Below are 23,876 nucleotides of genomic sequence, written 5' to 3' on the forward strand. Positions count from 1 at the left end.
GGTAGAAGGGCGATTCAGCCAGTCAGCCCCAGCCCGTCGAGCACCGCGCTGCCGAAGATCGCGCGATGCGTGGGATCGGGGATCAGACGGTTGCGGGCGGCGCGCCAGCGTTGCAAATCCTCGCCATAATCGGCTGCGACGCGTGCCCCATCGAGGTGACAGCTTTTCGCCCAGTGGCGCGTGAAGTCCACCCCCTCGCGGTCGAGCAGTTCGACGACGCGCGCATAGGCTTCGGCGGTCCGCGGGCTGCGCGGACCGTCGAAGTCGATCACTGCATTGTGGGTGAAACGCGCAGGTGCGAGCAGCCCCTGCGCGCGTTCCATGAAGCGCACTGTCACCGCGGTCGAACCGCCGTGGCGCGTGTAGACGCCGCAGATCAGCTCAAACACATGCGCCAAATCGCTGCGGTCGATCGTCACCGAGGCGTTGAACAGGTCGGCGAGCGGCCGGTGGGTGTCGAGCCCCTCCCCCCAGGTGCCATGCACCGGCGGGTCATCGACGTCGGGACCCGCAGCATAGCCCATCTTCATCGCGAACTGGAGCAGCGCGCCGCGCGCCCAAGGATAATCGTCGAGCAGCCGTCCGAGCAGACTGAGCGCGTCGTAACCCGCGCCCAGTTCTCCCGGGGTCGCCCGCTCGTAATCGGCGCGCCACGGCTCAGCATAGAGGAAGCGCAGCATCGCGGGGCGTTTAAACGGCTTGTACGGATTGACGATCATCTGGACGAAGTCGGGATCGCGATCGAGCGCATAGGCCGCCGAAAAGCGGCGGAAATCGCCTGCCGCAAGCCAGTCGAGCGCGGCGCAGTCGACCTTACGCAGATTCTGGATCGGGCGGACGAGGAATTTGGGGACGCTATCGACGACGAGCGCGGTCACGATGCCGAGCGCGCCGACGGGCAACTGGACCGCGGCGAAGACATCATCGTCGCGCAGGACCGTCGACCCGGTCGCGGCGATGAAGGCGTCGCTCATCACCCCGGCCGCGGGTTCGACCCAATGGACGCCCGCAGGTGTCACCAGCTGGACCGCGCGGATATGATCCTGGATGCCGCCGCGCGTGACCATCGACCCGTGCGTGCCAGTCGCCGCTGCGCCGGCAAAGGTCTGGCCATTGCCCGCGCCGCTCGTCCACAGCGAGCGGCCTTCTGCCTCGAGCTTGTCGGACACCTCGTCGACGAGCGTCCCGGCCTCGACGAGCATCAGCCCGGCGGCATCGACACCGGGCAGGACGTCACTTGCGGCGATGCGGAAACAGCGGTTGAAGCGGCGGGTGTGGAGCAGCCAGGCGTCCGAACAGATATTGACGTTCGATGGCGACCAGCCTGCGCCGAGCGGCCGCACGCGCTTCCCCTTCGCCAGCGCTTCGCCAAGCCATTCGCGTACCGCCGCCGCCGCGATCGCGATCTCGTCGCGCCCGCGCGCCGCATCGCCGCTGCGCAACGCGAAACGCGTCGCATCCTCGCACACGCCGGTGCCGTGATAATTGGTCCAGCGACCCGACTCGCCGATCGGAACAATGGGCATCACGCGTCTCCCAGCGGCTGAATACCGGCATGGGCGCGCCAAGCGACGGTCACCGGGCGGATCAAGCCAAGCGTCGCGATAGCAACCAGGGCCTGTCGGCGCGTCGCATAGACTCGCAGGTCGCACAGCCCGTGATCGGCCTCCGGCGTTACGAAGGGTTGGCGCGCCGCGGCGGCGAGTCCCCAATATCTCAGCGTCACGACCATCGATTCCTCGTCGAGTGGCCGCGGATTGGCGATCGACACGAAGATGTCGCCCTGCCCCGCCATATATTGCCCGAAAAGCAGCGCAAAACCGATCGCCGCCAGCGTCCAGCCGACCCACATCATGTGCCGATACCCCTTCGCGTTTCAACATGCCGATGTTCCGGCTTCGCGACCCGAAGAGCGTGGGCAATTTTTCCTGCCCGTCTGCATCAACTAGCTGTATAGGCGCGGCATGCAAGTCCATCCGCTCATCGAAACCAGCGCCGCGCTCGTCGAATTCTGTGATCTCATCAAGAACAGCGATTTCATCGCGGTCGACACCGAGTTCATGCGCGAGAACACCTTCTGGCCCGAACTCTGCCTGATCCAGGTCGCCAACAGCGAGCACGCCGCAGGCATCGACCCGTTGGCAAAGGACATGGACCTGAAACCGCTGCTTGATCTGATGGTCGACAACGAGGACATGCTGAAGGTCTTCCACGCCGGCGGGCAGGATGTCGAAATCATCTTCAACCTGACCGGCAAGACCCCGCACCCGATCTTCGACACCCAGATCGGGCAGATGGCGCTCGGTCAGGCCGAACAGGTCGGCTATTCGAACCTCGTCGAGGCGTGGCTGGGTATCCAGCTCGACAAGGGCGCGCGCTTTACCGACTGGAGCCGCCGCCCGCTCGACAAGCGCCAGATCGACTATGCGATCGGCGACGTCACCCATTTGGCCAAAATTTTTCCGATGATGCTCAAAAAGCTCGTCAAGACCGGGCGCGGCCATTGGCTCGACGAGGAGATGGAAAAGCTAGCCGATCCGTCGAACTACAGCGTCGACCCCGATCAGGCGTGGCACCGGATCAAGATTCCGTCGCGCAAACCCGACGTGCTCGGCCGCTTGCAATCGCTGGCGGCGTGGCGCGAGCGCGAGGCGCGTTCGAAGAATCTGCCGCGCGGCCGAATCGTCAAGGACGAAACGCTCGCCGACCTCGCCGCGCATCCGCCGAAGGATCAGGACGGTCTGGGCCGCGTACGCGGGCTGTCAGCGACCTGGCGCTCGAACGACATCGGCGGGCGACTGATGGATGCACTCGACAACGCCAAGCCGCTCGACCGCGACGACATGCCCGACCGCGCCCCGCGCGGGCCGGGGCTGGGCAAGGAAGGCGTGCTCGTCGCCGATTTGCTCAAGCTGCTGCTCAAGATTCGCGGACGCGAGCTTAATGTCGCGGCGCGGCTGATCGCGCGCAGCGACGAACTCGAGGCGCTTGCTGCCGGGCGCCGCGACAATATTCCGATGCTGCAGGGCTGGCGCTACGACGTGTTCGGCCATGCCGCGCTCGACCTAGTCGAGGGGCGGATGGGCTTTGCCGTCCAGCACGGCAAGCTGGTGATGAGCAAGATCGAGGCCCCGACCCCGATCGACGCGGCCCCGATCGACGCGGCCCCGATCGACGCGACCGAAGCTTAAAGAAGCACGAGTTCAGGCTTGGCGTCGAGCGCTTGCGCGAGCGAGCGCAGGCGGCGGTCGACCGATTCGCCGGCGAGGTGGTGCCAGCCCGCTTCGAGGCTGAGGACCAGCTTGCCCTTTTCGAGTGCAATGCGGCTCGCCTTTAGCGGCGCTTCGACCCCGCCGGTCAGGCGCTGCGCCAGCCGGATCGCGAGCCCCCATTGCCGCGCCCGCGCCAGCCGTTCGGCCGCGACGAGCGATCCCATCGCCGGAAAATCGCCGTCGGCGCCGCCGAAGCCGGCGTGGAGCGCGCGCGCGAGCAGGATGCGGCCCGGAATATCGATGCCGCGCCAGTTGCCGTGCAGGCCGATTTCGGTACCGCGATCGGCGCGAAAATCGGGGTTCGCCGACCAGGCGACATCGCTGAGCAGGCTGGCCGCGAGGCGGACACGACTGTCGGCGGCGTCTTCGCTGGCGAAGAGCGGTGCGATCCATTCGGCAAGCGCGGGACCGTGCGGCGCAAAGCGCGCGAGGCGGCGGCCTTCGAATTCGGCGGCGACGATCAGCGGATCCTGCGCCCGCGTCCCGGCGTCGAGCGCCTGATAGAGCAGCCCTTCGCGCAAACCCGACGACGAAACCGTCATGTCGGGAACGTCGATGATGTTGGCGAGCGCGGCGAGCAGGGCCGCGGCGTCGGGCAGCGATGCGGCGCGGTTCGACGCCATGCCGGGAATCGCCTTCAGTTCCTCAAAGCTCAGCCGCTGGGTCGCGCGGAGCAGCCGGCGCAGCGCGGTACGCGGCAGGCTGTGCTGGTCGAGCACCGCGAGCGGGTCGTGGGTGAGTTCGAGGTCGAGACGCGCGAGCGCGCGCCACGAACCGCCGACGAGATAGAGCGGCAGCCCGGCGCAATCGCCCGGCCAGTCCTTGGCGCGCAGCATCTTGCGGATCGCGCGCTCGAACGCCTGCGGCCCGTCCTTGCGCAGCGCGGGAAGCCGCAGCACGCCGAGCGGAAAGCTGTTGCGGCGGCCCACCTGGCCGTTCGAAACCGCCGCGAGTTCGAGGCTGCCGCCACCGAGATCGACGGCGATACCATGCGCGTCGGGGATGGCGGCGATGACGCCATAGCCCGCCGCCTCGGCCTCTTCCTGGCCCGACAGCAGGCGGATCTGGAGTCCGGCCTCGGCGGCGCCGGCGATGAAGTCGGGGCCGTTGGATGCGTCGCGCACCGCGGCGGTCGCGACGCACTGCAGGTCCTTGACCTCCATGTGCCGGGCCAGCAGCGCGTAGCGGCGCAGGGCATAAAGGCCGCGCTTGGCGTCTTCGGAGGCGATACGACCGTCGATCGACAGGCCGCGGCCGAGGCCGGCGGCGACCTTTTCGTTGAAGATCACCGCCGGCGCGCGCGGCGGGCCTTCATAAACGACGAGGCGGACCGAGTTGGAACCGATGTCGATGACCGCCGAGCGATGGAGTTTGGATTTGGGGGCGCGCTGGGGGGGCAATTTGGTCAATCTTCACGCATATTGAGGAGGAGCGTCGGGACGTCCTGGCGTTGGTGGAGCGCGGTGCCGCGGCCCGATAGAGACGGATTCGTCATAAAATAATGGTGCAAGTTAAATGGTTTGTCGCCCGGATTTAAGCGCACATAGGTGCCGTCGGCTTGCAGCACCCAGCTTTGTTCATTGTCGATGAGGTTCGCGACGAGCACCTGGTCCAGAATCTGGTCGTGGACGGTCGGGTTTTCGATCGGGATCATATATTCGACGCGGCGGTCGAAGTTGCGCGGCATCCAGTCGGCGCTGGAGATATAGAGCTTTGCGTTGCGGTGCGGCAGCGCCGCGCCGTTGGCGAAGGCCCAGATGCGGCTATGCTCGAGAAAGCGGCCGACGACCGATTTGACGCGGATCGTTTCGGAGAGGCCGGGAACCCCGGGACGCAGGCAGCAGATGCCGCGCACGACGAGTTCGACCGGCACCCCGGCGACGCTCGCTTCATAGAGCTTGTCGATGATGCCGGGGTCGACGAGGCTGTTCATCTTGGCCCAGACGCCCGAGGGCGCCCCCGCGCGCGCCGCGGCGATCTCGGCATCGATCAGCTGACAGAGATGCGCGCGCATGTTGAGCGGCGACATCGTGATCATGTCGAGCCGTTCGGGTTCGACATAGCCGGTGATGTAGTTGAACAATTGCGCCGCATCGCGCCCCGCGCGCGGGTCGGCGGTGAAGAAGCTGAGATCGGTGTAAATCCGGGCGGTCACCGGGTGGTAGTTGCCGGTGCCGAAGTGGCAGTAGGTTTTATACCCCTGCCCTTCGCGGCGGACGACCATCGAAATCTTGGCGTGGGTCTTCCATTCGATGAAGCCATAGACGACCTGCACCCCGGCGCGTTCGAGCTGGTTCGCCCAGAGCAGATTCTGTTCCTCGTCGAAGCGCGCCTTGAGTTCGACGACCGCGGTCACCGACTTGCCCGCCTCGGCCGCCTCGATCAGCGCGCGGATCACCGGGGACTGGTCGCCGGCGCGGTAGAGCGTCTGCTTGATCGCAACGACGTCGGGATCGGCCGCCGCCTGCCGCAGGAAGGCGAGAACGACCTCGAAGCTTTCATAGGGATGGTGGACGAGGATGTCCTTGCTGCGGATCGCCGCGAAGCAATCGCCGCCATGTTCGCGAATGCGTTCGGGAAAACGCGCCGAGAAGGCGGGGAATTTGAGGTCGGGGCGGTCGACGTCGACGAGCGCCGACAGCGCCGCGAGACCGACGAAGCCGTCGATCTTGGCGACGATCGCTTCATGCCCCTGGATATCGGCGTTGAGCACCGCGGCGAGTTCGCCGGGCATGTCGGCCTCAAGCTCCAAAAGGATGACGCGGCCGCGACGGCGGCGGCGGATCGCGGTGCGAAACAGCCGGACGAGATCCTCGGCCTCTTCCTCCAGCTCGATGTCGCTGTCGCGGATGATGCGAAAGACGCCGCGCGCGCGGATACGGTAGCCGGGGAAAATGATGTCGCCGAACAATTCGATCAGAAATTCGATCGGGACGAAATTCGACGCCTCGCCGGGCACCGGCACGAAACGCGGGAGCGAGCCCGGTATCATCACCAGTTCGCGGATCGTCTCGCCCGTCGCCTTGCGCTCGAGGTCAAGAATCACCCCGAGCCCGCGGTTGGGGATGAAGGGAAAGGGATGCGCCGGATCGAGCACCTGCGGGGTGAGGATCGGAAAAATCTGGTCGATGAAATATTGGCGCAGCAGCGTCCGGAGCTTTCCGGCGTCCGAATGGTCGCCATGGACGACGATGCCCTGTTCGCCGAGTTGCCGGTGGAGCAATTGCCATTCGCTCTGCTGCTGGTCGACGAGGCGGTTCACCTCGGCCTCGATCTCGGCGAGCTGTTGGCCGGGCGAGCGGCCGTCGGCGCTGGGATCATCGATCCCCTGCAACTGCTGGCCCTTGAGCCCCGCGACGCGGACCATGAAGAATTCGTCGAGGTTGCTGCCCGAAATCGACAGGAAGCGCAGCCGTTCGAGCAGCGGATGCGCGGGATTGCGCGCCTCCTCCATCACCCGCCGGTTGAAGGCGAGCCAGCTGAGTTCGCGGTTGAAGAAGCGTTCGGGGCCGAAGGAGGGCCGCGCCGTGTCGGCATCATTGTCTGCGCGTAGGGGGCCGCCAGCTATCGACATGTGTCTTCATCCTGCCTTTCAAGGAGATCGGGATCGATCAGCCCCTGTGACAGTAATGTTTCACGCGTAAGACGAACCCCGACGCGCCGCCCCTGTTCGAGCGAGGCGGCATCGAGCGCGACGACGATGCGGTGGAGCGTCGCATAGCTGCGCTCCATGCGCGGGACGATATAGGAGGCGACCTCGGGCGCGAGCGCCATGCCGCGCTGCGCGAACAGCGCCTCGATCAGGTCGCGGGCGAGGCAATCGTCGGGTTCACCGATCGTCAGCACGGGCACGGCGCGCAGGCGCGAGGCGAGATCGGGAAGCCGGATATCCCAATCGGCGGGCGGCGCGTCGGCGATGACGAGAAGCGGGTCGCCGCTCGCTTGCGCGGCGTTCCACGCATGGAACATCGCTTCTTCGGAGACGCTGTCATGGCCGTCGATGACGCGGCCGCCGGTTTCGCGCGCGAACAGCCGGCCGATCAGGCTGCGCCCCGACCCGCGCGGGCCGGTGAGGACCGCGGTGCGAACCGGCCATGTTCCGACATGGCGCAGATAACGCACCGCGTCGGCGTTGCTGGTGCCGACGATCAGCGGGCCATCATTGCTGCCCCCCGCGCTCCAGTCGAGCGGGAGCGCGATCTGTCCCGAAGGGCCGGCCATCAGCGGCTGATCCGGAGCGTACTCCCGCTCGCCTGTACCTTGTAGCCGCGCGCTTCGAGCGCGGCTTTCAAAGCGGCGATGTCGCCGCGGAAGGTCACGCGCATCACCGACGTGCCGCCGAGCGCGAGGCTGGTGGTCGAGGCCGACTGGACACCAGACACCCCACCGACGCTGCGCTCGGTCGCCGAGACCGATTCGACGTCGGGCGAGCTATATTGGACGGTGAAGCTGGCGACGCCGACGGTCGGCGCGGTCGGCACGCTGGCATCGGTTTCGGTGGGCAGTGCGTCGGTGTCGGTTTCCGCCACGTCGGGCAGTTCCTCGACCTTCACCGGCTTTTCGAGCACCAGATAGGTGTCGGTGCGCAGCACCCCGGCGGCAAGCGCGTCGGTATAGAGCCGGTCCATCCGCGCGACCGCCTTTTCCATCATGTCGGGCAGCGCGCGCGGGGTCGGGCCGGTCATCGTGAAACCGCCGATCAGCTTGTTGTCGGGACCGAAGCGCGCGGTGAAATGGCCGGTGATCGGCCCGCCGGGATAGCTGTATTCGACGCGCGCGATCGGGGTCAGCACGTCGGCGGCGCCATATTGGTCGAGGATCACCCGCCACCAGACGCGGCCGCGGCGGCCGACCTGCCCCGAATTGAGCAGCAGGGTGTCGGCACCGGTGCCCGCGGTGCGGACATAGTCGATCGCGCTCTGCCCCGTATTATATTCGGCCCAGGCGCGCTGCCAGGCGCTGCGCTGTTCGAACACCTGCGGCATGCCGTCGATCGAATAGACGGGGATGACGAGCAGCGGCGGCGACCGCAAGGTCCGGCCGCTGACCCCGAGGATCTGGCCGGCGCGGACGCGGTCGAACTGGACACCGAGGCGCGCGACATAGCGGCGTGGGCCGATCTGTTCGTCCTCGACGACGATCGCGGTGACGATGCCGTCGAGCACCGAATCATTGAGCGCCGGCCCGTCGCTGCCGTTGGTCTTGCGATAGAGCTGGGCCCAGCCCTGGCGCTGCGCCTCGCGCCAGCCCTTGGTCCGCGCGTCGTCGGCATTGTCGCCGGTGACGTCGACAAGGATGCCGCTGGTCAGGAAATCGCCGCTGCTGTTGATCGGGGTGATGCCACGATCGCCGCGCGTAATCTGGCCATCGACGACACCGACAACGAGAATCAGGGCGAGAAAGCCCAGCATCGCCGCGATGCGCCATTCGCGGCGCAGCGCGGTCGGAAGGCGGAAAAGCGGGGCGAAACGCCGGGCGTGCGAGGGGGAAGCGGCCGAAATCATCTCTTCTCTATGCTCTGCCCCGAATGCGCGTGCCGGACAAGGAAATCATGGCAATTGTCCGCGGGAACCGTTAGTCGCGCGTGCCATGGATTCCAAGCAGAACAAATCGGACGGGCAGCCCGCCGGATACACTTATGCCCAGGCGGGCGTATCGATCGATGCCGGCAATGCGCTGGTCCGTGCCATTGCCCCGCTCGCCCGTGCGACACGCCGCCCCGGCGCCGATGCCGACCTGGGCGGCTTCGGTGGCTTTTTCGACCTGAAGGCGGCGGGGTTCACCGATCCCTTGCTCGTCGCGGCGAACGACGGGGTGGGCACCAAGTTGAAGCTCGCGATCGAATCGGGACGCCATGACGGGGTCGGCATCGACCTGGTCGCGATGTGCGTGAACGACCTGATCGTGCAGGGCGCCGAGCCGCTGTTCTTCCTAGATTATTATGCGACCGCGAAGCTGGACAATGATGTCGCAACCGCGGTGGTCGCCAGCATCGCCGAGGGGTGCAAGTTGGCCGGATGCGCGCTGATCGGCGGCGAAACCGCCGAAATGCCGGGGATGTATTCGGACGGCGATTACGACCTGGCCGGCTTCTGCGTCGGCGCGGTCGAGCGCCATGAGGTGCTGACCGCCGACAAGGTCGCCGCGGGCGACGTCATCCTCGGCCTCGCCTCGTCGGGGGTGCATTCGAACGGTTTCTCGCTCGTCCGGCGACTGGCGGCGGACAAGGGCTGGAAGCTCGACCGCCCGGCGCTGTTCGACCAGGAGGTGCTGCTGATCGACGCGCTGATGGCGCCGACGCGCATCTATGTGAAGAGCCTGTTGCCGCTGGTGAAGACCGGCAAGGTCCACGCGCTGGCGCATATCACCGGCGGCGGGCTGCTCGAGAATATCCCGCGCATCCTGCCCGCGAACCTGCAGGCTCATGTCGATGCCGATGCATGGGAGCAGCCGCGGTTGATGGCCTTCCTGCAGGCGCAGGGCAATATCGAGCCCGAGGAGATGGCGCGGACGTTCAACTGCGGGATCGGCATGGCGGTTGTCGTGGCGGAAGGCGATGTTGACGCTGTTACCACGGCGCTGACCGATGCGGGCGAAACGGTGCTGCGGATCGGGCATATCGCCGACGGCGCGAAGGGCTGCACCGTGACCGGGAGCGCCGAAACGTGGAGCGCGATGGGCGATTGGAGCGCGACGCATAATGCCTAAGGCGGCAAAGTCCCCCTCCCGCTTGCGGGAGGGGATAGGGGAGGGCCTGTTTCAGCGCACCTCCAATCGACAAGCCCTCCCCCGGCCCCTCCCGAAAGCGGGAGGGGAGAAATGAAAGCCAGAGTCGCCGTCCTGATCTCGGGCGCCGGGACCAATATGGCGGCGCTGCTCTATGCGGCGAAAGCCGCCGACTGTCCCTATGAGCTGGTGCTGGTCGCCAGCAACGACCCCGATGCACCGGGGCTGGCGATCGCCGAAGCCGAGGGCCTCGCGACCTGGAGCCTTTCGCACAAAGGACTCGATCGCGATGCGTTCGACGCGCTGGTCGACGCGCAATTGCGCGCGGCGAAAGCCGACTTCGTCGCGCTGGCCGGCTATATGCGAATCCTGAGCGACGATTTCGTCGGCCGCTGGGCGGGCCGGATGGTCAATATCCACCCGAGCCTGCTGCCGCTCTACAAGGGGCTGAACACCCACCGTCAGGCGATCGACGCCGGCGACCGGTTCGGCGGGTGCAGCGTCCATATCGTGACCCCGGGGGTCGACGACGGGCCGGTGCTGGCGCAGACCGCGGTGGCGATCGTCGCGGGCGACACCGTCGACAGCCTGAGCGCGCGGGTGCGGATCGCCGAGCATCAGCTTTATCCGCCGACGCTGGCTGCGTTTGTGAGCCGCGAGCGCAACCCCGACTATCTGCTCGGCCGGGTGCGCGACCTGGCGATGGCATTGCCCGAGGCCGACGAGGTCAGCTCGCACGGCATGCCGTGTTTCGGCATCGTGAAGGGCAAGAAATTCGCCTATTTTACGCAGGATCATCATGGCGACGGCAAGACCGCATTGCTGGTGAAGATCAGCGGCGCCGACGAGCAGGCGGCGTTGATCGAGATGGATGAAGCGCGCTATTATCGCCCCGCCTATTTCGGCGACGGCTGGGTTGGTATCCGCCTCGACCTCGGCGATACCGACTGGGACGCGATCGGCGAATGGCTGCGCAAGAGCTGGCTCGCCGTGGCGCCGAAGAAGCTGGCCGGCCTGATGGGCGTGGCGGACGAGTTCTGATGAAGCAAGCCGCAGTCGGCTTGCTCAAGACCGTGCTGGCCGCCGTCATCGTCATTCCGTTCGGCGTCGGGATCGGCAAAGCGATCGAATATGGCACGGTCGATCTGCTCGGCGACCGGCTGGGCTTCGATGGAGCGGCGCTGCTCGGAACCGCGGTGTTCGTTGCCCTCGCGCTTATGGTATCGAAACGCTGGACACGGTGGCAGGCACGAAAAAGGCCGCCGGATCGCTCCGGCGGCCCTTCGCTGCCCTAGGGCAAATGGCGATCAGCCGACGATTTCTTCGGGCTTGAAGAAATAGGCGATTTCGATCGCCGCATTTTCATCGCTGTCGCTGCCGTGGACGCTGTTCGCTTCGATGCTCTCGGCGAGTTCCTTGCGGATCGTGCCGGGGGCGGCGTCCTTGGGGTTGGTGGCGCCCATGATGTCGCGGTTGGCCTGCATGGCGTTTTCGCCTTCGAGGACCTGGACGACGACGGGGCCGCTGATCATGAAATCGACGAGTTCGCCGAAGAAGGGGCGTTCCTTGTGAACGGCATAGAAGCCTTCGGCCTGGTCGCGGCTCATGTGGATGCGCTTCGACGCGACGACGCGCAGGCCGGCGTCTTCCAGCATCTTGGTGACCGCGCCGGTCAGGTTGCGGCGGGTAGCGTCGGGCTTGATGATCGAAAAGGTGCGGGTGACCGCCATGGGAAAGCTCCTGCGTGGGTGTGTTTTATGATCGGCGCGCGTCTAGCCGCGCTTTTGCCGCACTGCAAGGCAGGAAGGAGGCGGACACCCCGCTTCGGGGTCAACCGCCGTAGGTGACGGTGCCGTTGACCATGGCGCCGGCCTGGGTCGCGGTGACCTGTACCCCGCCCTTGCCGCCTTCGCCCTTCTCGGCGCTGAACATCATCATGTCGCCAGCCTTGACCTCGCTCGACACCTTCAGCCCCGCGGCCTCGGCCTGCTTGCGGAAATGGGCGATGACGTCGGCGGCCTGTCCCTTGACCTCGAAGCTCGCCATGCCGCTTTCGCCATCCTTGCCCGACGCCGACATGCCACCGGTCATCCTGGCGCCGGGATAGGCGGTGAAACCGGCCGGCAATTTGGCATTGGCGACGCCGCCGCCGAAGCTGACCTCGCCGTCGGCGGTCTTGATGCTGACCGCGCCGTCCTCACCGTCGGCACTCTTGGTGACCTTATAGTCGGCGGTCTTGCCGGTGTCGGGATCGGTGTAGGTGCCGCTCGCGACCTCCTGCTCCGATTTCGAGCTGCAGGCGGCGAGCAGAAGCGCGGCGGCGGTGGCGGCGAGGATCAGGGTCGGGCGGTTGGTCATGATAAGCTCCTGTGGCGGTTCGCGATTTTCATAGCATCGGACGCGGAACGCGCGGTGACGCCGGTCACAGTCACGGCCCCTCCGACCAGCGGCCATTTTCGTCCTGTTTCCAGAAGCGGTTGTCGACATCGTCGCGCGCGGCGAGGCCGCGCCACAGCGCGCGGGCGTCGTCGATGCGGCTGTTGTCGAAGAGCAGGAAGACGCGCGCGAAACCGAGCGCCTCCTCGCGCCATTCGCCATCGGCGAGCGCGAGATGCGTCGCGCCATTGGGGGGTGGTGCGGCGAGCGTGCCCGCGATCAGGATCGGCTCGATCGCCTCGTCGGGCGAACCGGCGGCACCGTGCGGCAGGAAGCTCGCGGGCTGGAGCGTCCACAAAGCCTCGTCGATCGCCTGGCGCTGCATCGCGGGGCCCGCGACGACCAGCAGGCGGTCACCGTTGCCCAATATGCGCGACGCGAGCGCGGGGAGCACCCGTTCGACGGGGTCGCGGGTCAGCCGGTAAAAGTCGACGCGGGGCATGGATTACAAGACCATCGTCATTGCGAGCGTAGCGAAGCAATCCAGAGCGGTTTACGCACACTCTGGATTGCCGCGTCGCCTTCGGCTCCTCGCAATGACGAGGTCCGGTGCGTCACCCTTCGAAATTGTCGGCGATGAAGCGGTCGAGCAGGCGTACGCCATAGCCGGTCGCGCCCTTGGCGTAGACCGGGCCGTCCTTGTCGTGCCACGCCATGCCGGCGATATCGAGATGCGCCCATTTGACGCCCTCGTCGACGAAGCGCTTGATGAACTGCGCCGCGGTGATCGAGCCGCCCTCGCGCGGGCCGATGTTCTTCATGTCGGCGATCGGGCTGTCGATCAGCTTGTCATAGGCGGCCGACAACGGGAAGCGCCACAGCTTGTTGTTGCTCGCTTCGCCCGCGGCGATGAGCTGGTCGGCGAGGCCGTCGTCATTGGCGAAGATGCCGGCATATTCATGGCCGAGCGAAATCACCATCGCACCGGTCAGCGTCGCGAGATCGACGATCACCGAGGGTTCGTAGACCTTTTGCGTCCAGGTCACGGCGTCGCAGAGAACAAGCCGGCCCTCCGCGTCGGTGTTGAGCACCTCGACCGTCTGGCCCGACATGGTGGTGACGATGTCGCCGGGGCGCATCGCATTGCCGTCGGGCATATTCTCGACAAGCCCGACGATGCCGACGACATTCGCCTTCGCCTTGCGGCCGGCGATCGCTTTCATCGCGCCGGCGACAGCGCCCGCGCCGCCCATGTCCCATTTCATCATGTCCATGCCCGCAGCGGGCTTGATGCTGATGCCGCCGGTGTCGAAGGTGACGCCCTTGCCGACGAAAGCGACGGGCTTGGCGCCCGGCTCGCCGCCGTTCCAGCGCATCGCGAGCAGCCGCGGCGGGCGCGTCGAGCCCTGCGCGACGCCGAGCAGCGCGCCCATGCCGAGCGCCTTCATCTGGCGTTCGTCGAGAACTTCGAGTTCGACGCCCAAGTCGGCGAGATGCTGGCAGCGTTCGACGAAGCTTTCGGGATAGAGGATGTTCGGCGGCTCGGCGACGAGCGTCTGGGTGAAGGCGACGCCGTCGGCGATCGCCTGCGCCTCGGCCCACCCAGCGGGAGCGCCGCCGGGCGCCGCGATCACGATCGACTGGAGACTCGGCCGGGCATTGTCGGCGAGACGGGTGCGATAGGTGTCGATGCGCCAGTTGCGCAGCGTCGCGCCGGTGGCGAAAGCGAGGATATCGTCGGCATCGACCGGCCCGGCGCTGACGAAATCGACATGGACGGTGGCGACGCCGCTCGTCTGCAGCCGGGCGGTCAGCGCCGCGCCGGCGCGTTCGAGGTCGTGGACGCCGCCTTCGCCGATGCCGATAAGCAGCAGCCGCTTCGCACGGTCGCCATCGATCGCCGCGGTTTCGGCCACCGTGCCCGCCGCACCGTCGAAGCGCGCCTGCGCCGCCGCGGCGCCGAGCAACGCGCCGAGCGCGGCGGCACCGCCCTTACGGACCGGAAAGGCGACGACGTCGGCAGACGCATCGATTTGCGCGACAAACTGAATGTCCATCCTGTGACTTTCTTATGCGATGATTGATTGGAACGTGCCGGACCGATAGGGGTTTCGCTTGCGAGTTGCAAAAACAAAGCTGCGGGTTCAAGCGAGCCGCAGGCTCCAGGTGACGGGACAAAGGGATTCAATGACGGGGACTTTGTTCCAAGGGGGCGACCGGCCGCTGTGGCTCGCGACAGCCAGCGCGCTGGCGTTGCTGGCGGTGCCGGCCGCGGCGCAGACCGGTGCCGAACCGCCGGTCGTGCCCGCGCCGCAGGGCGAACCCGACCTCCAGACCCCCGATGTATCGACCGGGAAGATCGATGCGCCCGATGTCGCGGGCGAACAGCAGGTCGGTTTTGCCGCCGACAATCTGAATTACGACAGCGATACCGAGATCGTCGTCGCCGACGGCAATGTCCAGATGAACCGCGAAGCGATCCAGATGCGCGCCGACAAGGTGACGTGGAACCGCAAGACCGGCGAAGTCGTCGCCGAGGGCGACGTCGCGATCACCAACCCCGAGGGCGACACCGCCTATGGCGACCGGATCGTCCTGACCGACACCCTGCGCGACGGGATCGTCGACGACATGCTGGTGGTGCTCGATAATGGATCGCGGCTTGCCGCAGTGCGCGGAAAGCGGTTCGAGAACGGCAATATCGAACTGGAGAATGCCGCCTACACCCCCTGCCCAGTCGAGGATAATGCGGGCTGCGCCAAGAATCCGAGCTGGCAGGTCCGCGCCGTCAAGGTGCTGTACGACAAGGCCAAGAACAAGGTCCGCTACAAGGGCGCGCGGATCGAGATATTCGGCCTGCCGCTGATCCCGCTGCCCGGTCTCAGCCACCCGCTCGACAGTTCGCCGAGCAGCGGGCTGCTGGTTCCCGAAATCCGGCTCGACCGGACCAATGGTTTCGAAATCGCGGTCCCCTATTATCTGCGGATCGCGCCCGACCGCGACGTCACGATCACCCCGCACCTCTACACCGGCGCGGCGCCGATGATCGAGGGCGAGTTTCGCGCGCTGACCGACGTCGGGTCGTTCCGCATCAACGGGTATGGCACCTATAGTTCGGTGGTCCCGCTCAACGGCACGCCGAGCACGGGCAACAACGAGCTGCGCGGCTATCTGGAGAGTGCGGGCAAGTTTCAGCTCAGCCCGCACTGGAGCGTCACTTACTCCGGCCGCATCGCGAGCGACCGCACCTTCCTGCGCCGGTACGACATCACCCGCGACGACCGGCTGCGGTCGACCTTCGAGGTCGAGCGGATCGGCGGACAAAGCTATTTGTCGATCGCCGGCTGGGCGACGCAGACGTTGCGCGCCGGCGACAAGCAGGGGCAGCAGCCGATCGCGCTGCCGATCCTCGATTATCGCCAGCGGCTGACCGACCCACTGTTCGGTGGCCAGTTCGAGTTGCAGCTCAACACGCTGGCGATCGGCCGCACCGCGGGGCAGGACACGCAGCGCGCCTTTGCCGGGGTGCGCTGGGACCTGCGCCGCCTGACCTCGCTGGGGCAGGAAGTGACCTTTACCGCGATGGTACGCGGCGACGTCTATCACAGCGACGAGAATCTGCTCACCGCGATTCCCGGCTATCGCGGCAAGTCGGGCTGGGAAGGCCGCGGCATCGCCGCCTTCGCCGCCGACATGCGCTGGCCGTTCGTCGGCGAATTCATGGGCGGGACGCAGACGCTGACCCCGCGCGTCCAGCTCGTCGCGACGCCGAAGCTGAAAAACCTCGACATTCCGAACGAGGACAGCCGCGCCTTCGACCTCGAGGACAGCAACCTGTTCGCGATCAACCGCTTCAGCGGCTACGACCGGTTCGAGGACGGCGCGCGCATCACCTATGGCGCCGAATGGAATTACAGCCGGCCGGGTTTCAACATCAACAGCATCGTCGGGCAAAGTTACCGCCTGTCGGACAAGCCGAGCCTGTTCCCCGACGGCACCGGGCTGACCGACCGGACGTCGGACGTCGTCGGCCGCACCACCGTCGCGTACAAGGATTTCCTGCGGCTGACCCATCGTTTCCGGCTCGACAAGGACAATCTGGCGATCCGGCGCAACGAGTTCGACGCGACGATCGGCACCCGTGCGACCTATGCCGTGCTCGGGTACTCGCGGCTCAACCGCGACATCACGACGGTCGCCGAGGATCTGCAGGACCGCGAGGAAGCCCGCGTCGGCGGCCGCGTCGCCTTTGCCCGCAACTGGTCGGTCTTCGGTTCGGCGATCATCGACCTGACCAGCAAGGCCGATGATCCGCTGAGCCTGTCGGACGGCTTCGAGCCGATCCGCCACCGGCTCGGCGTCGCCTATGACGACGAATGCCTGTCGATCGCGCTGACCTGGCGCCGCGACTATATCGACACCGGCGACGCGCGGCGCGGCAACAGCTTCTCGTTCCGCGTGGCGTTGAGAAACCTGGGGTTCTGAGGCGGGTTTCGAGCGGTAGCGGCCTTGAAAATCCTCCCTGTGGCGAAGCCATGGGGAGGTGGCAGCGCGAAACGCTGACGGAGGGGCTATAGCGCGACGTCGCCGCCCCGCCACCACCGCCTACGGCGGCGGTCCCCCTCCCCATCGCTGCGCGACAGGGAGGATCGGCAACGTCCGCCTCCACCCTGGAGCCGCCGACGGGCCAGGCGCGACCCGCATCTCATCCCATTCGCTCAGCTTGCGTTCAGCGTTTGGCGGTTAGTCCGACCCCAGTTATGATGCGCTTGCGCGCGCTTTGCGCTGGACCATCGGGCGTTTCGGCTGATACGGAGCGAACCGGAACCTCTTTCATAGGGTAAAAATGACCAAAATTTCGACCTTGATCGGCCTGAGCGCTGTCGTGTCGCTGTGCGTTTCGCCGGTGCTGGCGCAGACCGTGCCCGACAGCGACGTGCCGACCACCAGTCTGAGCATCCCCGGCAATGTCCAGATTTTCGGCGACGCCAAGGGCAATGTCTATCGCCCGTCGGCGACGGTGAACGGCGAGATCATCACCGCCACCGACATCGAGCAGCGCATGGGGCTGATCCGCGTCGCGAACAACAATATCGAGCTGCCGCCCGAAGAAGAACAGCGCCTGCGCCAGCAGGTGTTCAGCAACCTGATCGACGAGAAGTTGCAGATTCAGGAAGCCAGAGCGGCGAAGATCGATATCGACGAAAATCTGATCAACGAACAGTTCGCCCGGCTTGCCGCGCGCTACAAGCAGACCCCCCAGCAGTTCACCGAATATCTGGCGTCGAAGGGTTCGTCGGCGGCGGCGGTGAAGCAGCAGATCCGCGGCGAATATGCCTGGGACCGCCTGCTCGCGCGCAACATCCAGTCGACGACCAATGTGTCGACCGAAGAGGTCGAGGCCGTCGTCAAGCGGATGACCGATGCCAAGGGGCAGGACGAGTTCCACCTGGCCGAAATCTATCTGACCGCGACCCCCGAAACGATCCAGTCGGTCGCCGAAAACGCCCAGAAGATCGTCCAGGCGCTGCAATCGGGCGGCAGCTTCGCCGCCTATGCGCGCCAGTTTTCCGAAGCGTCGACCGCGGTGGTCGGCGGCGACCTCGGCTGGGTGAAGGGCGGGCAGTTGCCCGACTCGATGGCCGACGCGGCACGCCAGATGCAGCCGGGCCAGCTGGTCGGGCCGATCGAGGTTCCGGGCGGCGTGTCGATCATGCTGATGGTCGACCGGCGTCAGGTGCTGACCGCCGATCCGCGTGACGCGGTGCTCAGCCTCAAGCAGATTTCGCTCGACTTCCCGGCGGGTACGACCCCTGCCAGGGGCGCCGAGCTCGCCGGACAGTTCGCCGAAGCGACGCGCGGGATCGCCGGTTGCGGCGGCGCCGACGCCGTGGCCCAGAGCCTGGGCGCGCAGGTCGTCGCACGCGACGGCATCGCGATGCGCCAGTTGCCTGCCCCGCTGCAGGCGACGCTGATCGACCTGCAGGTCGGCCAGACGACCCAACCCTTCGGCGCCGCCAACGAGGGCGTCAGCGTCCTCGTGCTGTGTGGCCGCGAATTGCCGAACACGGCGACCGCGCCCAACCTCGAGGAAATCGAAGGCCGGCTGCTTGAGGAAAAGGTCAACAAGCGCGCCCAGCGCTATCTGCGCGACATGCGCCGGGACGCGGTGATCGACTTCAGCTGATGTCCGATTCCGCAAACCCGCGTCCGATCGCGGTCACCCTCGGTGACCCGGCCGGCGTCGGGCCCGAAGTCGCCGCCCGCGCCTGGGCGGTTCGCAAGGATCATGACCTGCCGCCCTTCGTGGCGATCGGCGATATCGCGTCGATCGCCGCGGTGTGGGACGGCCCGGTCGAACGCGTCGGCGATATCGCCGAAGCCGAACGGCTGTTCGACGACGCCCTGCCCGTCTGGCACCTCGAGGACAGCGGTCCGGTGGTGCCGGGATCGCCGAGCAAGGCAGGCGCGACCTGTGCTCTGCACGCGCTCGAAACCGGGATCGGGCTGACCCGCGGCCAGGCGACCGGTGCGCTCGTCACCGGGCCGGTGTCGAAGTCGCAGCTCTATGGCATCGGTTATACGCATCCCGGGCAGACCGAATTTATTGCCGAGCGCTGCGGCGTCACCGCGACCAACGCGGTGATGATGCTGGCGGGGCCGCGGCTGCGCGTCGTGCCGCTGACCGTGCATGTCCCGCTGGCCGAAGTGCCCGAGCGGCTGACCAGCGAGTTGATCGTTGCCAAGGGCCGGATCGTCGCGCGGTCGCTGAAGCGCGATTTCGGGATCGAGCGACCGGTGATCGCGGTCGCGGGGCTGAACCCGCATGCGGGCGAGAGCGGCGAGATGGGCGACGAGGAGCTACGAATCATCCGTCCCGCGGTCGAGCAATTGCTGGCCGACGGGATCGCGATCGAGGGGCCGCTCGCCGCCGACAGCCTGTTCGCGCCGCACGTCCGCACGCGCTACGATGCGTTGCTCTGCTGCTATCACGACCAGGCGCTGGCGCCGTTCAAGGCGCTGCATTTCGATGACGGCGTCAATCTGACGCTCGGGCTGCCGATCGTCCGCACGTCGGCCGACCACGGCACGGCGTTCAACATCGCGGGCACCGGCAGCGCCGATCCGGGCCCGACGATCGCGGCGATCCGCATGGCGGCCGCGCTGACCGCGATGCGCGAACGCAATTGCGCCCCCGCGGCGTGACCGGGCGGCCCCTCCCCAGCCTGCCGCCGCTGCGCGAGACGGTGCGCGCGCACGGGCTGCAGGCGAGCAAGGCGCTGGGGCAGAATTTCCTGTTCGACGAACAATTGCTCGACCGGATCGCGGCGCTGCCGGGCGATCTGGACGGCGCGCGCGTGTTCGAGGTCGGGCCGGGCCCCGGCGGGCTGACGCGCGCGCTGCTGCGCGCGGGCGCGCAGGTGATCGCGGTCGAGCGCGACGACCGCTGCCTGCCGCTGCTCGGCGAACTCAGCGAGGCGTTCGGCGGCGCGCTGACGGTGATCGCCGACGACGCGATGGCGATCGACGCCGATGCGCTCGCCGGCGGGCCGTATCATATCGTCGCCAACCTGCCCTATAATGTCGGCACCGCCTTGTTCACGCGCTGGCTGGAGCCCGCGGCATGGCCGCCCCGGTGGCTGTCGCTGACGCTGATGTTCCAGCAGGAGGTCGCCGAACGCATCGTCGCCAAGGTCGATACCTCGGCTTACGGCCGGCTCGCGGTGCTGGCGCAGTGGCGATCGACCCCGCGCATCGCGATGAAGGTCCACCGCTCGGCCTTCACCCCGCCGCCCAAGGTGATGTCGGCGATCGTCCATGTCGTGCCGGCCGAGCAGCCCGAAGGGGTCAAGCCGAAGCTGTTGTCGCAGTTGACCGCGCAGGGGTTCGGTCAGCGGCGCAAGATGCTGCGCCAGAGCCTCAAGGGCATGCCGGGCGCGATCGAGGCGCTCGAGGTGTGCGGGATCGAAGCGACGCGGCGCGCCGAGACGGTGAGCGTCGCGGAGTGGGTCGAACTGGCGCGGGTGCTCAGCCGCTAAATCAATTCTGGCTGGTCGTGACCACCGTCTTGGGGATCAGCGCTTCGGCCGCGACCACGCGCTTCTCGGCGCTGGCGCCGATCGTCTTTTCGAGCGCGGCGACCTGCGGGCATTTTTCGGCGCAGAGGCGCTTGGCCTCGGCGAGCTTTTCGCGCGCGAGTTCGAGCGCGCCCTTGTCGGCGAGCGCTTCGCCCTGGCCGGTCAGCGCGACGATGTCGGTGGGTTCGAGGAGCAAAGCCTCGCGATAGAGGCCGATCGCCTTGCCCGGCAAGCCCTGCGCGCGCGCGACCTGCGCCAGCGCGATGATCGCGCTGCGGTTGCGCGGATCGGCGGCGAGCGCCGATTCATAAAAATCGGTGGCGGCGACGAGATCGCCCGCATGCTGCGCCTTCACACCCTGTTCCTGCAGTCCGATCGAGACCGGCAGGATGTCGTTATCGGCCCGCTGCGCGTCGGACGCCGTCGGCAGGCTGGCAAGGACAAGACCCGCGCCGAGGGCCAGGAAACTGATGCGCATCGCATTCTCCCATCGCTTCATTGAAGGCGAGGCTATCACGGAGCCGTCAATCGGGCGAGGAAAAATCCGTCGCAGCCGTCATGCGCCGGAGTCAGCAGAAAACCGCCACCCGCGGCGCGCCCGATACCCGTCGGGAGATAGTCCGTGTCGGCCGTCCAGCCGGGATGGCGGGTCAGAAAGTCGTCCACCTGGGCGCGCCCCTCGCGTGCGATGATCGAGCACACCGCATAGACGAGTTTGCCGCCCGGCGCCACCAGATCGGCACCGAGGCCCAATAGCTTCGCCTGCTCGGCGACATGGCGGTCGAGCCGTGCGGGGGTGGAGCGCCAGCGCAGTTCGGGGCTGCGGCGCCAGGTGCCGCTGCCCGAACAGGGGGCGTCGACGATGACGCGGTCGGCCTTGCCCATGCGATCGGCGAGCATCGCGGACTCCTGCCCCGGATTGAGCAGCAGCGTTTCGATGCGCGTCGCGCCGGCGCGGTTGGCGCGCGGCGGCAGTTGCTGGAGCCGCGCGCGGTTGGTGTCGCAGGCGAGAATCGCGGCCTCGTCATTGATCGCCGAAGCGATGGCGAGGGTCTTGCCGCCCGCGCCCGCGCACAGATCGACAATGACGTGCCCCGCTTCGGCGGCAAGCGCGACCGCCGCCAGCTGGCTCGCGGCGTCCTGCACCTCGAACTGGCCCTCGGTATAGGCCGAATGCTGGACGGCGGCGGTTTCGCCGGGCAGGCGCCAGCCATCGGCGAGGCCGGCGATCGCTTCGCCCTCGGGGAAGATCCGTGCCAGTTCGTCGCGGCTCGAGCGCAGCCGGTTGGCGCGCAGGTCGAGCGGGGCGCGGGCGAGCATCGCCGCACGCTCGGCCTTGCCGACCAGCGGGTCGAACAGCTTGAGCAGCGCTGGCGTGGCGAGCCCGGTTTCGGCGCGCGGTTCGTCGGCGGTGATGACCGCGGGGCCGTATGCGGCGCCGTCGAACAGCGCGGCGAGTTCGGCGTCGGCATCGGCGAGCGCGAGCATCGCGGCGCGGCCCGATACGGGCGCCGACCGCACGCCGCGGATCGCGTCGTAAACATGGTTGCGGATCGCGCGGCGGTCCTTCGACCCCGCGTAGCGGCGCGCGCGCATCGCCTCGGCGAAGATCGCGTCGGCGGGCGGGCCGCCATCGCGCGCGGCGGCGGCGATGGCGTCGAGGATTTCGATCGCGGTGTGGACGCGTGCGGCGGGGGTCATGGGTTCAACCTTTCCTCCCCGTCATTGCGAGGAGCGAAGCGACGAAGCGAGCCAGCGTTGCACAAGGCCGCTCTGGATTGCTTCGCTACGCTCGCAATGACGGACGGGCAAATTTACCCGACCGGATAATTCGGTGCTTCGCGGGTGATCGCGACGTCGTGGACATGGCTTTCGCGCAGGCCGGCGTTGGTGATGCGCACGAACTTCGCCCGTTCGCGCAAATCCTTGAGGGTGCGGCTGCCGGTATAGCCCATCGCCGCCTTCACGCCGCCGACGAGCTGGTGGATGACGTCCTTCGCGGGACCCTTGAACGGCACCTGGCCCTCGATCCCCTCGGGGACGAGCTTCATCTGGTCCTTGATGTCCTGCTGGAAATAGCGGTCGGCGCTGCCGCGCGCCATCGCGCCGACGCTGCCCATGCCGCGATAGCTTTTGTAGGTCCGGCCCTGGAACAGGAAGGTTTCGCCGGGCGCCTCGGCGGTGCCCGCGAGCAGCGAGCCGACCATGACGCTCGACGCGCCCGCCGCGAGCGCCTTGGCGATGTCGCCGGAGGTACGCAGGCCGCCGTCGGCAATGACGGGGACGCCCAATTTCGACGCCGCTTCGACACTGTCGAGAATCGCGGTGAGCTGCGGCACGCCGACGCCGGCGACGACGCGGGTGGTGCAGATCGAGCCGGGGCCGATGCCGACCTTCACCCCGTCGGCGCCCGCGTCGATCAGCGCCCTGGTCGCGTCGCCGGTCGCGACATTGCCCGCGAGGATCTGGACGCGATTCGACAGTTTCTTGATCTTCTCGACGGTCTGCGCGACCATCCTGCTGTGGCCGTGCGCGGTGTCGACGACGATCAGGTCGCATTCGGCCTCGAGCAGCGCCTCGGCGCGTTCGATGCCGCTATCGCCGGTGTTGGTTGCTGCGGCGACGCGCAGGCGGCCGCTGCCGTCCTTCGTCGCGTCGGGGAAATTCACCGCCTTTTCCATATCCTTGACGGTGATCAGGCCGATGCAGCGATAATCATCATCGACGACGAGCAATTTTTCGATCCGGCGCTGGTGGAGCAATTTGCGCGCCTCGTCCTGCCCGACCCCGGGACGCACGGTGGCGAGATTGTCGGCGGTCATCAGCTCGCGCACCGGCTGGCCGGGATTGTCGGCGAAGCGCACGTCGCGGTGGGTGAGGATACCGACGAGCCGCCCGCCGGTCTCGACCACCGGGATGCCCGAAATCCTGTGCTGGTCCATCAGCGCGGTCGCATAGGAGAGCGGCGCGTCGGGGGTGATAGTGATCGGGTTGACGATCATGCCGCTTTCGAAACGCTTGACCTGGCGCACCGCCGCCGCCTGCTCCTCGATCGTCAGATTGCGGTGGAGAACGCCGATGCCGCCGATCTGCGCCATGAGAATGGCCATATCGGCCTCGGTCACCGTATCCATCGCCGAGGACAGAATCGGGATGTTGAGGCTGATCTCGCTGGTCAGCTGGGTCGACAGCACCGCGTCTGAAGGCAGGATTTCGGAAGGACCCGGCACCAGCAGCACGTCGTCGAAGGTCAGGCCGGTGATGATTTCCATGGGAGCCACTTTCTGCTTTTGGCGGCGCCTGCTCCCGTTGGCGGGGCGGCACGCGCGAGTCGATTGGTGGCGGCCCATGTAACCAGTCGGCCCCGCGCGCGCCAGTGGGAGAAGGCGATTATTTCGCGGCGGAGCGGGTCGCGCTTTGGACG

At 67.2% G+C, this 23,876-nt stretch carries 21 protein-coding genes; 8 read left to right on the forward strand and 13 right to left on the reverse strand.

Annotated features, from left to right (window positions below; genetic code table 11):
* Window positions 1-14 precede the first annotated feature (14 nt).
* A complete protein-coding gene (locus tag EEB18_RS03725; protein ID WP_187139414.1) occupies window positions 15-1,526 on the reverse strand; it encodes an FAD-binding protein in 1,512 nt (503 codons plus the stop codon).
* Window positions 1,526-1,855 (reverse strand): hypothetical protein, encoded by a 330-nt coding sequence (locus EEB18_RS03730; RefSeq protein ID WP_187139413.1) that lies wholly within the window; start codon window positions 1,853-1,855, stop codon window positions 1,526-1,528. Before EEB18_RS03730 ends, EEB18_RS03725 begins: the two co-directional genes overlap by 1 nt.
* A 109-nt stretch (window positions 1,856-1,964) precedes the next feature.
* On the opposite strand from EEB18_RS03730, the gene rnd reads away from it, so the two are divergent.
* Window positions 1,965-3,191 (forward strand): ribonuclease D, encoded by a 1,227-nt coding sequence (gene rnd, locus EEB18_RS03735; protein WP_187139412.1) that lies wholly within the window; start codon window positions 1,965-1,967, stop codon window positions 3,189-3,191.
* On the opposite strand, the gene EEB18_RS03740 is transcribed toward rnd, so the two are convergent.
* Genes EEB18_RS03740 through EEB18_RS03755 form a run of 4 tightly spaced genes read right to left on the reverse strand, consistent with a single transcriptional unit; the run spans window position 3,188 to window position 8,776 of the window.
* Window positions 3,188-4,681 carry a Ppx/GppA family phosphatase gene (locus tag EEB18_RS03740; protein ID WP_262408105.1) on the reverse strand — a complete coding sequence of 498 codons (1,494 nt, stop codon included), beginning with the start codon at window positions 4,679-4,681 and terminating at the stop codon, window positions 3,188-3,190. The two genes, rnd and EEB18_RS03740, sit on opposite strands and share 4 nt — an antisense overlap.
* Entirely contained in the window at window positions 4,678-6,846 is a 2,169-nt protein-coding gene (locus tag EEB18_RS03745; RefSeq protein ID WP_187139411.1) for an RNA degradosome polyphosphate kinase, read from the reverse strand. Before EEB18_RS03745 ends, EEB18_RS03740 begins: the two co-directional genes overlap by 4 nt.
* A complete protein-coding gene (locus tag EEB18_RS03750; RefSeq protein WP_187139410.1) occupies window positions 6,837-7,493 on the reverse strand; it encodes an HdaA/DnaA family protein in 657 nt (218 codons plus the stop codon). Before EEB18_RS03750 ends, EEB18_RS03745 begins: the two co-directional genes overlap by 10 nt.
* Window positions 7,493-8,776 carry a heavy-metal-associated domain-containing protein gene (locus tag EEB18_RS03755; protein WP_187139409.1) on the reverse strand — a complete coding sequence of 428 codons (1,284 nt, stop codon included), beginning with the start codon at window positions 8,774-8,776 and terminating at the stop codon, window positions 7,493-7,495. The genes EEB18_RS03750 and EEB18_RS03755 overlap by 1 nt, the downstream gene beginning before the upstream one ends.
* 85 nt (window positions 8,777-8,861) lie before the next feature.
* On the opposite strand from EEB18_RS03755, the gene purM reads away from it, so the two are divergent.
* The 3 genes from purM to EEB18_RS03770 all read left to right on the forward strand — a co-directional run bounded on the left by purM (window position 8,862) and on the right by EEB18_RS03770 (window position 11,293).
* Window positions 8,862-9,980: a phosphoribosylformylglycinamidine cyclo-ligase gene (gene purM, locus EEB18_RS03760; RefSeq protein WP_187139408.1), complete on the forward strand. Its 1,119-nt coding sequence runs from the start codon at window positions 8,862-8,864 to the stop codon at window positions 9,978-9,980.
* Window positions 9,981-10,091: 111 nt separating this feature from the next.
* Complete coding sequence (gene purN / locus EEB18_RS03765) at window positions 10,092-11,039, forward strand: phosphoribosylglycinamide formyltransferase (protein WP_187139407.1); 948 nt, start codon at window positions 10,092-10,094, stop codon at window positions 11,037-11,039.
* Window positions 11,039-11,293: a hypothetical protein gene (locus tag EEB18_RS03770; RefSeq protein WP_056349543.1), complete on the forward strand. Its 255-nt coding sequence runs from the start codon at window positions 11,039-11,041 to the stop codon at window positions 11,291-11,293. Before purN ends, EEB18_RS03770 begins: the two co-directional genes overlap by 1 nt.
* Window positions 11,294-11,305: 12 nt before the next feature.
* On the opposite strand, the gene ndk is transcribed toward EEB18_RS03770, so the two are convergent.
* The 4 genes from ndk to EEB18_RS03790 all read right to left on the reverse strand — a co-directional run bounded on the left by ndk (window position 11,306) and on the right by EEB18_RS03790 (window position 14,431).
* Window positions 11,306-11,728 (reverse strand): nucleoside-diphosphate kinase, encoded by a 423-nt coding sequence (gene ndk / locus EEB18_RS03775; protein ID WP_056349541.1) that lies wholly within the window; start codon window positions 11,726-11,728, stop codon window positions 11,306-11,308.
* A 100-nt stretch (window positions 11,729-11,828) separates the two neighbouring features.
* Complete coding sequence (locus EEB18_RS03780; RefSeq protein ID WP_187139406.1) at window positions 11,829-12,356, reverse strand: hypothetical protein; 528 nt, start codon at window positions 12,354-12,356, stop codon at window positions 11,829-11,831.
* Window positions 12,357-12,426: 70 nt separating this feature from the next.
* Window positions 12,427-12,876 carry a DNA polymerase III subunit chi gene (locus EEB18_RS03785; protein ID WP_187139405.1) on the reverse strand — a complete coding sequence of 150 codons (450 nt, stop codon included), beginning with the start codon at window positions 12,874-12,876 and terminating at the stop codon, window positions 12,427-12,429.
* Between the two features lie 112 nt (window positions 12,877-12,988).
* Window positions 12,989-14,431, reverse strand: a complete 1,443-nt coding sequence (locus EEB18_RS03790; RefSeq protein WP_187139404.1) for a leucyl aminopeptidase — start codon at window positions 14,429-14,431, stop codon at window positions 12,989-12,991.
* A 130-nt stretch (window positions 14,432-14,561) separates the two neighbouring features.
* On the opposite strand from EEB18_RS03790, the gene EEB18_RS03795 reads away from it, so the two are divergent.
* The 4 genes from EEB18_RS03795 to rsmA all read left to right on the forward strand — a co-directional run bounded on the left by EEB18_RS03795 (window position 14,562) and on the right by rsmA (window position 20,413).
* Window positions 14,562-16,859, forward strand: coding sequence for an LPS-assembly protein LptD (locus tag EEB18_RS03795; RefSeq protein ID WP_187139403.1), 2,298 nt, complete (start codon window positions 14,562-14,564; stop codon window positions 16,857-16,859).
* Between the two features lie 361 nt (window positions 16,860-17,220).
* Window positions 17,221-18,561, forward strand: coding sequence for a peptidylprolyl isomerase (locus tag EEB18_RS03800; protein WP_187139402.1), 1,341 nt, complete (start codon window positions 17,221-17,223; stop codon window positions 18,559-18,561).
* Complete coding sequence (gene pdxA, locus EEB18_RS03805; RefSeq protein ID WP_187139401.1) at window positions 18,561-19,580, forward strand: 4-hydroxythreonine-4-phosphate dehydrogenase PdxA; 1,020 nt, start codon at window positions 18,561-18,563, stop codon at window positions 19,578-19,580. Before EEB18_RS03800 ends, pdxA begins: the two co-directional genes overlap by 1 nt.
* Window positions 19,577-20,413, forward strand: a complete 837-nt coding sequence (rsmA, locus tag EEB18_RS03810; protein WP_262408106.1) for a 16S rRNA (adenine(1518)-N(6)/adenine(1519)-N(6))-dimethyltransferase RsmA — start codon at window positions 19,577-19,579, stop codon at window positions 20,411-20,413. Before pdxA ends, rsmA begins: the two co-directional genes overlap by 4 nt.
* Window position 20,414: 1 nt before the next feature.
* Here the strand turns inward: rsmA and EEB18_RS03815 are convergent, their stop codons facing one another.
* The 3 genes from EEB18_RS03815 to guaB form a co-directional block, all read right to left on the reverse strand.
* Window positions 20,415-20,930, reverse strand: coding sequence for a tetratricopeptide repeat protein (locus EEB18_RS03815; protein WP_187139400.1), 516 nt, complete (start codon window positions 20,928-20,930; stop codon window positions 20,415-20,417).
* Between the two features lie 35 nt (window positions 20,931-20,965).
* Window positions 20,966-22,153 (reverse strand): RsmB/NOP family class I SAM-dependent RNA methyltransferase, encoded by a 1,188-nt coding sequence (locus EEB18_RS03820; RefSeq protein ID WP_187139399.1) that lies wholly within the window; start codon window positions 22,151-22,153, stop codon window positions 20,966-20,968.
* Between the two features lie 113 nt (window positions 22,154-22,266).
* Complete coding sequence (gene guaB, locus EEB18_RS03825; RefSeq protein WP_187139398.1) at window positions 22,267-23,724, reverse strand: IMP dehydrogenase; 1,458 nt, start codon at window positions 23,722-23,724, stop codon at window positions 22,267-22,269.
* Window positions 23,725-23,876 lie beyond the last annotated feature (152 nt).

Origin of the sequence: Sphingopyxis sp. OPL5, from assembly GCF_003797775.2 — a bacterium.
GTDB lineage: Bacteria > Pseudomonadota > Alphaproteobacteria > Sphingomonadales > Sphingomonadaceae > Sphingopyxis.

What these genes read in the sequence shown, in the direction of transcription:
- EEB18_RS03730 (WP_187139413.1), bottom strand. Translation starts at nt 1,855, where the DNA reads ATGATGTGGGTCGGCTGGACGCTGGCGGCGATCGGTTTTGCGCTGCTT.
- EEB18_RS03750 (WP_187139410.1), bottom strand. Translation starts at nt 7,493, where the DNA reads ATGGCCGGCCCTTCGGGACAGATCGCGCTCCCGCTCGACTGGAGCGCG.
- pdxA (WP_187139401.1), top strand. Translation starts at nt 18,561, where the DNA reads ATGTCCGATTCCGCAAACCCGCGTCCGATCGCGGTCACCCTCGGTGAC.
- purM (WP_187139408.1), top strand. Translation starts at nt 8,862, where the DNA reads ATGGATTCCAAGCAGAACAAATCGGACGGGCAGCCCGCCGGATACACT.
- EEB18_RS03725 (WP_187139414.1), bottom strand. Translation starts at nt 1,526, where the DNA reads ATGCCCATTGTTCCGATCGGCGAGTCGGGTCGCTGGACCAATTATCAC.
- ndk (WP_056349541.1), bottom strand. Translation starts at nt 11,728, where the DNA reads ATGGCGGTCACCCGCACCTTTTCGATCATCAAGCCCGACGCTACCCGC.
- EEB18_RS03780 (WP_187139406.1), bottom strand. Translation starts at nt 12,356, where the DNA reads ATGACCAACCGCCCGACCCTGATCCTCGCCGCCACCGCCGCCGCGCTT.
- EEB18_RS03770 (WP_056349543.1), top strand. Translation starts at nt 11,039, where the DNA reads ATGAAGCAAGCCGCAGTCGGCTTGCTCAAGACCGTGCTGGCCGCCGTC.
- rnd (WP_187139412.1), top strand. Translation starts at nt 1,965, where the DNA reads ATGCAAGTCCATCCGCTCATCGAAACCAGCGCCGCGCTCGTCGAATTC.
- EEB18_RS03745 (WP_187139411.1), bottom strand. Translation starts at nt 6,846, where the DNA reads ATGTCGATAGCTGGCGGCCCCCTACGCGCAGACAATGATGCCGACACG.
- purN (WP_187139407.1), top strand. Translation starts at nt 10,092, where the DNA reads ATGAAAGCCAGAGTCGCCGTCCTGATCTCGGGCGCCGGGACCAATATG.
- EEB18_RS03815 (WP_187139400.1), bottom strand. Translation starts at nt 20,930, where the DNA reads ATGCGCATCAGTTTCCTGGCCCTCGGCGCGGGTCTTGTCCTTGCCAGC.
- EEB18_RS03795 (WP_187139403.1), top strand. Translation starts at nt 14,562, where the DNA reads ATGACGGGGACTTTGTTCCAAGGGGGCGACCGGCCGCTGTGGCTCGCG.
- EEB18_RS03790 (WP_187139404.1), bottom strand. Translation starts at nt 14,431, where the DNA reads ATGGACATTCAGTTTGTCGCGCAAATCGATGCGTCTGCCGACGTCGTC.
- EEB18_RS03755 (WP_187139409.1), bottom strand. Translation starts at nt 8,776, where the DNA reads ATGATTTCGGCCGCTTCCCCCTCGCACGCCCGGCGTTTCGCCCCGCTT.
- EEB18_RS03800 (WP_187139402.1), top strand. Translation starts at nt 17,221, where the DNA reads ATGACCAAAATTTCGACCTTGATCGGCCTGAGCGCTGTCGTGTCGCTG.
- EEB18_RS03820 (WP_187139399.1), bottom strand. Translation starts at nt 22,153, where the DNA reads ATGACCCCCGCCGCACGCGTCCACACCGCGATCGAAATCCTCGACGCC.
- EEB18_RS03785 (WP_187139405.1), bottom strand. Translation starts at nt 12,876, where the DNA reads ATGCCCCGCGTCGACTTTTACCGGCTGACCCGCGACCCCGTCGAACGG.
- guaB (WP_187139398.1), bottom strand. Translation starts at nt 23,724, where the DNA reads ATGGAAATCATCACCGGCCTGACCTTCGACGACGTGCTGCTGGTGCCG.